Here is a 12503-nt window from a genome sequence, read left to right on the forward strand (position 1 = left end):
ATTAATCAGTTGTTTGTGGGGATTTGTGCGACAGCGAGTTCCCCAGTGCCTATTAATTGGCCATCTTTAAATACCAGTGGAGTGCACTCATCGCGGGTGGTATTACCATCGGCATGAACCCGTTGAGTACGATAGTAAAGGACTCGATAGCGCTTACCATCACGAGTGACTAGATCTGAAAATTCCGGTACACCTAGCTCAGCTTCTACGGTAGCCACGCTGGTACTTTCTTGCAATGAAGCAATAATCTGGCGATTGCGCTGCTCTTTATCTGCAACTTCAGATGAGCTTTGCCGGTGCTCGGTTTCAGTCACGATAATACAACCACTTAAACCAAGGCTTAGTGCCGCGACAGTCATCAAAGCAACGACCTGCTTAGGTGCCACAAAAGATCTCATAACATCTCCTAGTAATCTGTTTTTTATTAATAAAGTGAGTAAGTCAAACTGACTTGATAACTAAAGCAAAGCTTGTGCCAACTCTAATAACATTTTGTTTTTCATCGTTTTTGTTTAAAATCAAGAGCCATGGAATAGGCTATTCCACCACTTATTAGCGTTTTCCACGATCCGAACGGTATTGCAATAACACCATGTACTCTTGCTTTTCTTCTTTGCTTAGCGGTGCTTGTTGCTCTTTGGCCAGTAACTCACTAGCACGCTGTTCCATATATTGATCAATAAAATAGAGAAAGGTATCAAAGAATTCTTGCGCAACGTGCTCTTCATCTAGGTGATGTTCCCAACTTGCTAATTGTCGCAATGCTTTTTCTTCGGGCTGATCGCGCCACAACTCGAGTAACTGCGCAGTAGTTAACTGTTGCTGCTGTGTCTGTTCATGCAGGGCTAATAACAATTCAATACCTGGTTGCTTTAATTCAATCAGCTCTTTATGCAAAGGAATCTCTCGCCCTAGCTGCGGGTGCTGTACCAATAACCCGATAGCGCGCCGCATAGGCGTCATTTTAAGCTGCTCGGGGCGGCGGTGTTGGCTGGTAGGTGCTTTTATTTGTTGTTTAAGCTGCGAGGTTTCGCGGCGTAACAAACGTGCCAATCGATTCAGTAATTCTTCCCGATAAAATTCGCTTGCTACTCTTTCTATCAACGGTGTTGCTTGCTTCAATAGCATTGATTTGCCGGCATCACTACTCACATCAATAGTTTCTGTGAGGTGACTAAAAAAGTAGTCTATGAAGCTCTGTGCTTGTTGCAAGCGTGCGCTAAATGCCTCCGCTCCCTCTTTACGCACAATAGTGTCGGGGTCTTCACCATCGGGTAAAAACAAAAAGTTTAACGCTAATCCATCGTTTAATAATGGCAGTGCATTTTCTAGCGCCCGCCAAGCAGCATCTCGGCCAGCTCTATCACCGTCATAACAACAGGTGACTTGTGTGGTGGCACGAAATAACAGCTGTAACTGGTCTGCTGTTGTGGCCGTACCGAGGGATGCTACCGCGTAAGTGATTCCGGCTTGAGCCAAGGCAACCACATCCATATAACCCTCAACTATGACCACCTGAGCTAATTGTTTGTGCGCTTTCTTGGCTTCATAAAAGCCATAGAGTTCGCGTCCTTTATGAAAAATTCGTGTTTCTGGCGAGTTTAAATATTTTGGGCCATCACCCGTGATGATCCGTCCACCAAAACCGACCACCCGACCACGACGATCGCGGATCGGAAACATAATGCGGTCCCGAAAAAAGTCGTAGTAGCGCTGGTTTTCATTACGATTCACTAATTTAAGATCAAATAGCTGCTGACGATCTTTGTGATTTTTCGCCAAACTGAGTAGTAGTCCATCCCAGCCATCAGGGGCATAACCGATCTGAAAGTCTTTCACCACAGCACCGCTTAAACCACGACCTTTCAAGTAGTCGATAACTTGGCTGCTCTTGGCATGATGACGTAACTGATGCGCAAAATACTTTGCCGCCTGTTCCATTTGCTGATAATCATCAGCGGCTTGCGCTCGTTGGCGGGCATCAGCTTGTGGATTAGCGCTGGTTTCGCGAGGCACTTCAACCCCCATGATTCCAGCTAATTCTTCAACCGCTTCAGGAAACTCGAGACCATCAAATTTCATCAAAAAATCAATGGCATTACCGTGTTCACCACAGCCAAAACAGTGATAGAACTGTTTATCTGGAGCCACCGTAAAACTGGGGCTTTTTTCACTATGAAAGGGACAACAGGCCTGGTAATTTCTACCAGCCCGCTTAAGTGGCACTCGGCTATCGACAATCTCGACAATATCAGCGCGATCCAATAGATCATGGATAAAGCTTTTGGGAATCAGACCAGCCATAAAGGTTCCATTTGGGCATCACCTAAAGCACAGCATAGTAGGTAAAAAGTACTGCACACCATTGCTGTGGAGGTAGTTCAGATCATGGCGTCAGTGTACCCCAACTACGAACTCGTTGTAACGGTTGAATCGCTTTATCTAGATGTTAGAGCTTCGAGAATGACGCCCACAAAAAAACCGAACTGAGAAGACTCAATCCGGCTTTTGAGGTCTGTGCTGTAGTGACACCGCCGTCGGCTGCGCCGCTACGGTACCAGTTACTTAGTACAGACGAGTACGACGTGCGTTCTCGCGAGATAATTTCTTCGCGTGACGCTTAACCGCAGCGGCTTTCTTGCGCTTACGCTCTGAAGTAGGCTTCTCGTAGAATTCACGGCTACGTACTTCAGACAATACACCTGCTTTCTCGCAAGAGCGCTTAAAACGACGTAAAGCTACGTCAAACGGCTCGTTTTCTTTTACTTTAACAACTGGCATTAAAATCTCACCTCAATGAAAATTCGGTTGTTGGTTATCGGTACTGGTTAAAATATAACCACGATGATCAAAATTGGTGCTGAATTGTAGCGAGTTAAGATCGCGATGTAAAGCCTATCTGGCATTTAAATCACAGCTGACCGTTTGGGAGGATTGGAAGTGGTAGTTTCATCAGCGAAGGCTGAACAAAGCTGGTGAAGTTTAACCTACCACCTCCAAAGAACTGACTTGCGTGTTAGTATGCCATCAGCTTACGACACACAATGTCGGAGCAAAGATAATCCTGCTGAATTGAATGATTTTTTTGTTAACTTTGTGAGCAACAGGTAGAATAGCTCAACCCATTTGCCGGAGTGCCACCATGCTAGAAACCTTTCTCTTTCAGTTTACCTCGCTATTTACCATGATCAATCCCATAGCGGCGATTCCCATTTATATTGCTTTAACTGAAGCCATGACACCTAAGGCTGCTAGGTGGGTAGCCATGCGCGCCTCAATAACAGCCTGTATCGCACTTTGTACTTTTGCCTTAGTGGGCGAAGCTATTTTTAGCTTTTTTAATATATCTGTTAACGGATTGCGCGTAGCCGGCGGTATTTTATTCTTTGTGATGGGCTTTGAAATGTTGCGTGGGCGCACTGTACCTAAACGCGTTGATGGTGAAAGCGAAGCTGATTTTGGTTCTGACGTTGCGGTAACTCCAATCGGCATTCCCATGGTTGCTGGCCCGGGCGCCATTACCATGGTGATTCTATTTATTCAGGAAAGTCCCGCAACTAGCAACACCATTAGCTTATTCGCTGCTATCGTTGCAGTTTGTATTCTCACTGCTTTCGTTCTAGCTAGTGGGCGTCAATTTATGGCAAAACTCGGACGCAGTGGCAGTAAGATTTTGATGCGATTGATGGGCCTGATTGTGATGCTGATTGCTGTTGAATTCTTCTTTGCCGGTATCAAGCCTTATATCTTAGATATTGCGCGCGCTATCTAGTGCTTGATGCGCGAAGCACCAACTAAAAAGCCCCGCAGTGGTGACACTGGCGGGGCTTTCTTCTAGCTTACAAGCAGCCGTTACAAAACCAACTTACTTGAGCTCTGGGACAGGTAGACCACGCTTAGCATAAAATTCAGCGACATGTTCTTCTAGACGATCGGCTTCTATAGCATCACGTAAATCCTGCATTACTTTTTGATAAAAATGCAGGTTGTGAATGGTATTCAAACGACCACCTAGCATTTCATTAGAACGATCCAAATGATGCAAGTAGGCGCGAGAATAATTCTTACAGGTGTAGCAATCGCACTCAGGGTCTAATGGCCCGGTATCGGTGCGATGCACTGCGTTACGAATTTTTACCACTCCGGTACTGATAAATAAATGACCGTTACGAGCGTTACGGGTTGGCATCACGCAATCAAACATGTCGACACCACGACGAACAGCTTCAACTAAATCTTCAGGCTTACCAACACCCATCAAATAACGAGGCTTATCAATCGGCATCGCAGGAGTAATATAATCTAACACCCGCATCATATCTTCTTTCGGCTCACCAACCGATAGCCCGCCAATGGCATAGCCATCAAAACCGATATCAGCAAGCCCCTCAAGTGAAATGGTACGTAACTCTTCGTACATACCACCTTGAATGATGCCAAATAACGCCGAAGGATTATCACCGTGCGCAGCTTTTGAGCGCTCAGCCCAGCGCAATGACAGCTCCATCGAAGAACGGGCTTCGGCTTGGGTAGCTGGGTACGGAGTACATTCGTCAAAGATCATGACAATATCCGAGCCTAGATCACGCTGTACTTCCATCGACTTTTCTGGAGTCAGCAATATCTTTTCGCCGTTAATGGGCGAACGGAAGGTAACGCCTTCTTCAGTAATTTTGCGCAATTCACCTAAGCTAAATACCTGAAAGCCGCCAGAATCGGTCAGAATCGGTTTGTCCCAATTCATAAAATCGTGCAAATCACCATGCTGTTTGATGATTGAGGTACCTGGTCTTAACATTAAGTGAAAGGTATTACCCAAACAGATTTGGGCCCCTGTTGCTTTAACTTCTTCTGGGGTCATACCTTTAACGGTACCGGCAGTACCTACTGGCATAAAAGCTGGGGTTTCCACCACGCCACGTTCAAACACCATACGCCCACGACGCGCTTTGCCCGAGGTTGTTAACAATTCAAATTTCATTTAATCACCGCTATCTATGTAGTTCACGGAAAAACAGTCCGAGGCGCTTAGTATACCTTAGCTGGTGCGACGGGTCACAAACATTGCATCACCGTAGCTAAAGAAGCGATATTTTTCCGCTACTGCTGCGGCGTAAGCGGCCATCACCTGAGCTTGCCCAGCAAATGCCGAAACCAACATGATCAGGGTCGATTCCGGTAAATGGAAATTCGTAATCATGGCGTCTACTAGTTGGAATTCATAACCTGGATAGATAAAAATATCGGTATCCGCAAAAAATGGCGCTAACTCTGTACCCGCTTGTTTTGCTGCTTGCGCTGCCGATTCTAAGGACCGTACCGAGGTGGTACCTACGGCAATCACACGGCCACCACGAGCTCGGGTAGCAGCAATCGCTGCCACTGTTTGCTCTGGCACTTCGGCATACTCACTATGCATATGGTGTTCAGTGATATTGTCTACTCGTACTGGCTGAAAAGTTCCGGCCCCAACGTGCAAAGTCACATAAGCAAACTCGACTCCCTTAGCACGTAGTTGCTGCAATATGGTCTCATCAAAATGTAAGCCAGCCGTAGGCGCCGCCACCGCTCCTGGCTTTTTATTGTAGACCGTTTGATAGCGCTCTTTATCACTCGCTTCGTCAGGCCGATCAATATAAGGTGGCAAGGGCATATGACCGAACTGCTCAAGCACTTCTAACAACGGCTGCTCGGTGTGAAAGTACAATTCAAATAAGGCATCGTTGCGCCCTAGCATTTCTACTTCTACCGCACCTTCTAAAATCATTCGTGCGCCCGCTTTCGGTGACCTATTACTTCGCAAATGCACCCAGGCTCGATGCTCATCGATAATGCGCTCAACCAAGACTTCAACTTTGCCACCCGAAACTTTTTCGCCCAGTAACCGTGCCGGAATAACTCGAGTATCATTGAAAACCAGTAAATCTCCGGCTTGCAGTTGCTCTACAATCTGCTTGAACTGCTGGTGCTGCACTTGCCCCGTAGGACCATCTAAACATAACAAACGGCTGGCACTGCGTTCGGGTTGTGGATAGCGTGCGATTAGCTCATCGGGTAATTCAAAGGCAAAATCTTTTACATTCATAGCTGTTACTTATTTAAGTTAGGCCAAACCCTTGGCGATACGTCGTCAATCAAGAACGGCGGTTTAAGATTGCGCGTACTTTACCGTTTTTATCGCAGAAAAAAAACTCGGGCGGGTACTTAGCGCGCACAAACCTTGGCTGAACGACATACTATTAGCCATTGCAAACAGGGCAAAAAAAAGCGCATCACTAAGGATGCGCTAAAACGAGATGACAACCGATACAAGACCGGTTGCTTTAATTACGCTCACGGCAATTCAATTAGATCACCTGATTATCAGTTTATTTTCAAAATAGTATTAAGCGCCGAATGCAGCTTTAATAATATAGAAGAAAATAATCGACATAATAGCACCAGCAGGTAGCGTCACTACCCATGACACCACGATATTGCGCACCACACCTAAATTAAGTGCCGCAATACCACGCGCCATGCCTACCCCTAATACTGCGCCAACTAAAGTTTGCGTAGTAGAAATAGGTAAGCCAGTACCCGATGCGATGACCACGGTGGTAGCTGCAGCTAACTCAGCCGCAAAGCCACGACTTGGGGTTAAATGGGTGATCCCTTTACCAATAGTCGCAATAACACGGCGCCCCAGCATGGCCAAGCCTAGCACGATACCTACAGCACCTACCGGCAGCACCCACCAAGCTAATGCAGCTTTTGAGGAGATCTCGCCACCACTAGAAACAATACTTACTACTGCAGCAACAGGACCAATAGCATTGGCTACATCGTTTGAGCCGTGGGCAAAGGCCATAGCACAGGCAGTAACAACCATTAACAACGCAAAGACTTTCTCAACGTTGGTGTAATGCATGTTGCGGTCTGCAGCAGGATCAAATTTCAAGCGGCTAATGGCAACTTTACCTAGCACCCCGACCACTACTGCCACGGCTATTGCCGTTAAGTAGCCTTCGGTGCTGGTCATTTCAATACCAACGTGCTTTAAACCTTTTTTGATCGTCACCAACGAAATCATAAAGCCGGTGAGAGCCATATAGAAAGGCACATAGCGTTTTGCCATAGCTAACGGATTTTCTTGGTCAAAGATAAGCTTTTGCGCACTCAAGAATACAAAGTATGCAATTAAACCGGCAATCATCGGGGTAATAACCCAACTACCGATAATACCAACCACCGAGCCCCAAGAGACTGAATCTACGCCAACACCTACTGCGGCGAAGCCAACAATAGCGCCAATAATAGAATGAGTGGTTGATACAGGCCAACCGGCCCAAGAGGCGATAAGTAGCCAGGTTCCCGCTGCCAGCAAAGAGCCGATCATACCAAACACCAAAAGTTCTGGTGTATCGACAAAATAACCGGAGTCGATAATACCTTTACGAATGGTTGAGGTAACCTCACCACCAGCTAAGTAAGCCCCAGCAAATTCAAAAATCATAGCTACAATGATGGCTTGCTTGATGGTTAAAGCTTTAGAACCTACCGAGGTACCCATCGCATTTGCGACATCGTTGGCACCAATCCCCCACGCCATAAAAAAGCCGAAACCGGCGGCGAGCAAGATCAACGTCGTGCTATACGTTGTTAAAATATCCATTGATTATTCTCCGGCTTAGACGCGGGCTAGCATCAATTCAAAGCGAGCACCCACGCGCTCAGCAAGATCTGCAAGGTCACCGACCCAATCCAAAATTTGATACAAGAACATCGCATCTAATGGGCTCATTTCATTTTCGAGAGCACGTAATTGACGACGTAACTTCACCTGTAAGGCATCCGTATCTTGTTCAATTTCGTCAAGCTCAGAAATCATTTTATCGACGATTTGACGTTCACGACCTTTAAAGCCTACTTCTAATAAATCGTCAAATTCACCAATGGTTTCTTTTGCTTTATCAGTAGCATCTAGACAACGTGATAAATAAGCATCAAAGCCTTCTATCATAGCTGCAGGGATTTGCATTTCACGGCCGGTCATAAGGCCTGAGATATCTTTTGCTTTGTTAGCAATGCGGTCTTGTTGCGATACCAACTCAAGTAAATCGGTACGTTCCACCGGCATAAACAAACCGCTAGGAAGGTTTAAGCGAATATCACGCTTCATATCGTCAGCTGCTTTCTCTTTTTTGACGATTTCTTTGCGATGAATTTCTGCTTCGTCCCAGTTTCCTGAGTACACGGCTTGAAAGAAGGGTTTAAGCGTCATGGCACAATCGTGCACTTGCTCAATATGATCGATCATAGGTTTGATCGGAGACTTGGCAAACATACCAAGAAACGAATTTGCAGACATAAAAGTTCGCCTTTGTTGCTGCTGAAATAAACGCTTTATACAACCTCATTGAGGTGCGCGAATACTAACGAAGATTATTCGTACACGCAAAGCAAAAATTAAAGTTGTGCTTAAAGAGTAACCGATTTATGGTAATTTAAAAACAAATCAACAAAGAGAATTCATCATGTTCGAATGGATTTTACTACCTGAGGCATGGCTCGCCCTAATCACGCTCACAGCTTTAGAGATAGTTCTGGGCATAGATAACATCATTTTTATTTCAATTTTGGTCGGTCGATTGCCGCCAGCGCAGCGACAACGCGCGAGGCAATTAGGACTTATGCTGGCCATGGGCATGCGTATTGCCTTGCTCCTAGCTATTGTATGGGTGATGGGGTTAACTGAACCTCTGTTCAGCCTCATCGGGCAAAGTTTTTCAGGAAGAGATCTTATTTTGTTTGGTGGCGGCCTATTTTTATTAGCCAAAAGTACCCTTGAGATACATCACTCGCTAGAAGGCACTCACGATCAAACAAAAACTCCGAAAGCTGCTACTTTCAGTGCCATTATTGTGCAAATTGCACTGATTGATATCGTTTTTTCACTTGATTCAGTCATTACTGCGGTCGGTTTAGTTGATTACGTGACCGTGATGATTATTGCTATTATTATTGCGGTGTTAGTAATGATGGTGGCCGCCAAAGCTATCGGTGATTTTGTGGATAATCATCCAACCATAAAAATGTTAGCACTAAGCTTCCTGATCTTAATTGGCTTCACGCTCATGGGGGAAGGACTCGGCTTTCATGTTCCTAAAGGCTATGTTTACTTTGCTATGGCATTCAGTTTGGTGGTGGAGCTACTTAACCTTAAAATAAGAAAAGCGCGAGAGCCGGTTCACCTCAAAAAAAGACTGGGCGATGATAGTTAATCAAGGCCCAGTCTTATTCACGCCATTATAATCACTTAGTACAACTAAGTTAGAAGGTATAAACCAAAGTAACAGCGGTTTCGGTATCTAATTTTTCTTTCGTAGAGTCTTCTAAAAATGAGTTATGAGTACCTGCGATAGAAAGCTTCAGTGCCAACGAGCTATTAATATTGGCAGAAATAGAAGCCTCGGCACGGGTTTTAGTATTATCAGAACCCACTTCCGTAGAAGCCAATGCATTGAATTTAGAGTTTTTGCTCACATCCCACACCAAGTTACCAGCCAAACGCAAAATTGCGCTGGTTTCTTGTTCTTGTGGTAAGCCGCCAACAATAGGCTTGCTCATCGAGTAACCAGGACCTACCTCGTAGTCGGCATAAATTTTTTCGTTGTAACGATAACGAGCACCGTAACCAATAGCTAACGTGCCTTGGTATTCATAACCACTGAACTTGTCTTCTTCGTAAGAGCCGAACACAAATAACGAAGAACGGCTTTCAGGACTAAATTTATAGTTACTTTGGCCGGACAAAAAGGTTTTATCACCCGTCGTGATGGTATCGCCAGTATTTTGATCAACTTGCTCCGAGCGATAATAATCAATCACGCCTTTATGACGCCAGTTCTCAAAATCGCGGGCTAAATTCAATTTAGCCTTTAGTGTTTCAGTTTCGGTGTTACCAGAGGTGAATAACAGACCTAACTCAGCACTTGCATCCCACTCTTTTTTTGCCGTGGTATCTAAATCACTGGCATCATCGTACATAAAAATACTTGCCTGTGCAGTTCCAGCAACGGCAAATAAACTAATTATCGCAATAGTAGCTTGAGTTAAGCGCATATTTTCCCCTTTTGGTAGTACTTCAATCCTAAAGAAAGCCATACCCTTAGTATAACCTCTTGATATGGCATTCTAAACCCTGGATTAATTTACTTTAGCGTCTAATTCGCCCCGTTCGTAGCGCCCGAACATATCTTCTAGCGAAATAACCTTGATTTTGCTTGCTTGACCGGCACAACCAAAGGCTTCATAGCGAGCTTTACAAATCTCGTACATAGCATCGGTCGAAGCTTTTAAATATTTACGTGGGTCAAAATTGCTGGTGTTCTGTGCCAAGTGGCGACGGATAGCACCCGTTGATGCCAAACGTAAATCGGTATCAATATTTACTTTACGTACGCCGTGTTTGATACCTTCAACGATTTGCTCAACCGGAACCCCATAAGTTTCTGGGATTTCACCACCAAATTCATTGATAACTTTTAACCATTCTTGCGGTACTGACGACGAACCGTGCATGACCAAGTGGGTATTTGGAATCCGTTTGTGGATTTCTTTAATTCGATCAATCGCTAAAATATCACCGGTTGGTGGGCGTGAAAACTTATAGGCACCGTGCGACGTACCACAAGCAATAGCTAACGCATCTACATTAGTGGCACGAACGAACTGTGCTGCTTCTTCTGGGTCCGTTAACAGCTGGTCGTGTGTGAGCTTGCCTTCAGCACCTACGCCATCTTCTTCACCAGCTTCACCAGTTTCTAAACTACCCAATACACCCAACTCACCTTCAACCGATACGCCACAGGCATGCGCCATAGCTACCGTTTGCTGAGTAACTTGTACGTTATAGTCGTAATCCGCCGGAGTCTTACCGTCTTCGCGCAATGAGCCATCCATCATTACTGAGCTAAAACCCAATTGAATCGAACGCTGACAAACCGCCGGTGAGGTGCCGTGATCTTGGTGCATAACAACAGGAATATGTGGCCATTCTTCAATTGCGGCTAAAATCAAGTGACGCAAAAAAGGTGCACCAGCGTAGCTGCGAGCACCGGCAGACGCTTGTACAATTACCGGGCTATCGGTAGCATCAGCTGCCATCATAATGGCCCGCATTTGTTCTAAGTTGTTGACGTTAAAGGCCGGTACCCCGTAGCCTTGCTCAGCTGCATGGTCGAGCAACTGACGTAATGAAATCAAAGCCATGTAATATCTCTCCTAATATTTTTGTGTAATTTGGCTTATAGATAGCTGCTTAGCCGTGTTGTGCGCGTTCTTCCAAAATCGCCACAGCCGGCAGTTCTTTACCTTCTAAAAATTCTAAAAATGCGCCGCCACCCGTAGAAATATAGCTGATTTTGTCGGCAATTCCGTATTTATCAATGGCAGCTAGAGTATCACCACCGCCAGCAATCGAAAATGCCTTACTGTTAGCAATAGCTTCAGCTAAAACTCGCGTACCTTCACCAAACTGGTCGAACTCAAATACGCCAACGGGGCCATTCCAAACAATGGTACCAGCCTGTTCTAACATCTTGGCAAAAGCTTGAGCGGTATCCGGACCAATATCAAACACCATGTCGTCCGTTGCAATAGCTGTTACCGGCTTGGTTTCTGCTGTTGCAGTGGCACTAAATTCTTTACCGGTAACCACATCTGAAGGAAGTGGAATATCACCACCTTTGGATTGTGCCGCAGCTACTAAGCGACTAGCTTCTGCTTGTAAATCGGCTTCATACAGAGATTTGCCAACCCCGTGTCCGGCTGCGGCAATAAAGGTATTGGCAATACCACCACCGACAATCAATTGATCTACTACCGTAGATAACGATTCTAATACCGTCAACTTGGTCGAAACCTTCGAGCCACCAACAATAGCCACTAACGGCCGCGCAGGATTTGCTAATGCTTTACCTAGCGCATCTAATTCGGCTGCAAGTAACGGTCCGGCGCAAGCCACATCAGCGTATTTAGCAACACCGTGAGTAGATGCTTGAGCACGGTGCGCGGTACCAAATGCATCCATCACAAAGACATCGCACAAAGCGGCTAACTTTTGTGCTAAAGCATCATCGTTTTTCTTCTCACCTACATTAAAGCGAATATTTTCAAACACCACAACTTCATTTACAGCCACGTCTACGCCGTTCAGATAATCAGTGGCTAAACGAACCGGTACATCAAGATGTTCGTTTAACCAATCTACCACCGGCTGCAATGAAAACTCGGCGTCGTAGACACCTTCTTCCGGGCGCCCTAAGTGCGACATCACCATCACCTTTGCGCCAGCCGCTACGGCTGCTTGAATGGTTGGTAACGCAGCACGCAAACGTGCATCTGAACTAACTTTGCCAGCTTGAATTGGAACATTCAGATCTTCTCTAATCAGTACCCGTAAACCGGCTAAATCTAAATCTGACATAGTAATGACTGCAGCCATAAAAAAATCCTTCTTA

12 protein-coding genes are annotated in these 12503 nt (G+C 45.5%); 2 read left to right on the top strand and 10 right to left on the bottom strand.

From position 1 onward, the window contains the following. Positions 1–5: 5 nt before the first annotated feature. The 3 genes from ACQ661_RS06490 to rpsU form a co-directional block, all read right to left on the bottom strand. Positions 6–398 carry a DUF3192 domain-containing protein gene (locus tag ACQ661_RS06490; protein ID WP_110075845.1) on the bottom strand — a complete coding sequence of 131 codons (393 nt, stop codon included), beginning with the start codon at positions 396–398 and terminating at the stop codon, positions 6–8. Positions 399–552: 154 nt separating this feature from the next. Continuing rightward, on the bottom strand, positions 553–2304 hold the full coding sequence (dnaG, locus tag ACQ661_RS06495; RefSeq protein WP_110075846.1) for a DNA primase: 1752 nt from the start codon (positions 2302–2304) through the stop codon (positions 553–555). A 261-nt stretch (positions 2305–2565) separates the two neighbouring features. Continuing rightward, complete coding sequence (rpsU, locus tag ACQ661_RS06500; RefSeq protein ID WP_110075847.1) at positions 2566–2781, bottom strand: 30S ribosomal protein S21; 216 nt, start codon at positions 2779–2781, stop codon at positions 2566–2568. Between the two features lie 361 nt (positions 2782–3142). Between rpsU and ACQ661_RS06505 the strand changes: the two genes are divergently transcribed. After that, positions 3143–3772, top strand: coding sequence for a MarC family protein (locus tag ACQ661_RS06505; protein WP_110075848.1), 630 nt, complete (start codon positions 3143–3145; stop codon positions 3770–3772). A 93-nt stretch (positions 3773–3865) separates the two neighbouring features. Here the strand turns inward: ACQ661_RS06505 and tgt are convergent, their stop codons facing one another. The 4 genes from tgt to ACQ661_RS06525 form a co-directional block, all read right to left on the bottom strand. Then, on the bottom strand, positions 3866–4981 hold the full coding sequence (gene tgt / locus ACQ661_RS06510) for a tRNA guanosine(34) transglycosylase Tgt (RefSeq protein WP_431667987.1): 1116 nt from the start codon (positions 4979–4981) through the stop codon (positions 3866–3868). A 57-nt stretch (positions 4982–5038) separates the two neighbouring features. Then, positions 5039–6085, bottom strand: coding sequence for a tRNA preQ1(34) S-adenosylmethionine ribosyltransferase-isomerase QueA (gene queA / locus ACQ661_RS06515; protein ID WP_110075850.1), 1047 nt, complete (start codon positions 6083–6085; stop codon positions 5039–5041). Between the two features lie 300 nt (positions 6086–6385). Then, entirely contained in the window at positions 6386–7654 is a 1269-nt protein-coding gene (locus ACQ661_RS06520) for an inorganic phosphate transporter (RefSeq protein WP_313932803.1), read from the bottom strand. A 15-nt stretch (positions 7655–7669) separates the two neighbouring features. After that, on the bottom strand, positions 7670–8350 hold the full coding sequence (locus ACQ661_RS06525; RefSeq protein ID WP_110075852.1) for a TIGR00153 family protein: 681 nt from the start codon (positions 8348–8350) through the stop codon (positions 7670–7672). Positions 8351–8516: 166 nt separating this feature from the next. Between ACQ661_RS06525 and ACQ661_RS06530 the strand changes: the two genes are divergently transcribed. Then, positions 8517–9263, top strand: a complete 747-nt coding sequence (locus tag ACQ661_RS06530; RefSeq protein WP_110075853.1) for a TerC family protein — start codon at positions 8517–8519, stop codon at positions 9261–9263. A 49-nt stretch (positions 9264–9312) separates the two neighbouring features. On the opposite strand, the gene ACQ661_RS06535 is transcribed toward ACQ661_RS06530, so the two are convergent. From ACQ661_RS06535 to ACQ661_RS06545, 3 genes are all read right to left on the bottom strand, one after another. After that, positions 9313–10104 carry a DUF481 domain-containing protein gene (locus tag ACQ661_RS06535; protein WP_228759534.1) on the bottom strand — a complete coding sequence of 264 codons (792 nt, stop codon included), beginning with the start codon at positions 10102–10104 and terminating at the stop codon, positions 9313–9315. 84 nt (positions 10105–10188) lie between these two features. Then, on the bottom strand, positions 10189–11253 hold the full coding sequence (gene fba, locus ACQ661_RS06540) for a class II fructose-bisphosphate aldolase (protein WP_110075854.1): 1065 nt from the start codon (positions 11251–11253) through the stop codon (positions 10189–10191). A 49-nt stretch (positions 11254–11302) separates the two neighbouring features. After that, a complete protein-coding gene (locus tag ACQ661_RS06545) occupies positions 11303–12487 on the bottom strand; it encodes a phosphoglycerate kinase (RefSeq protein ID WP_153826775.1) in 1185 nt (394 codons plus the stop codon). Positions 12488–12503: the final 16 nt, after the last annotated feature.

Source organism: Pseudidiomarina sp. WS423 (genome assembly GCF_050750165.1).
GTDB lineage: Bacteria > Pseudomonadota > Gammaproteobacteria > Enterobacterales > Alteromonadaceae > Pseudidiomarina > Pseudidiomarina fusca.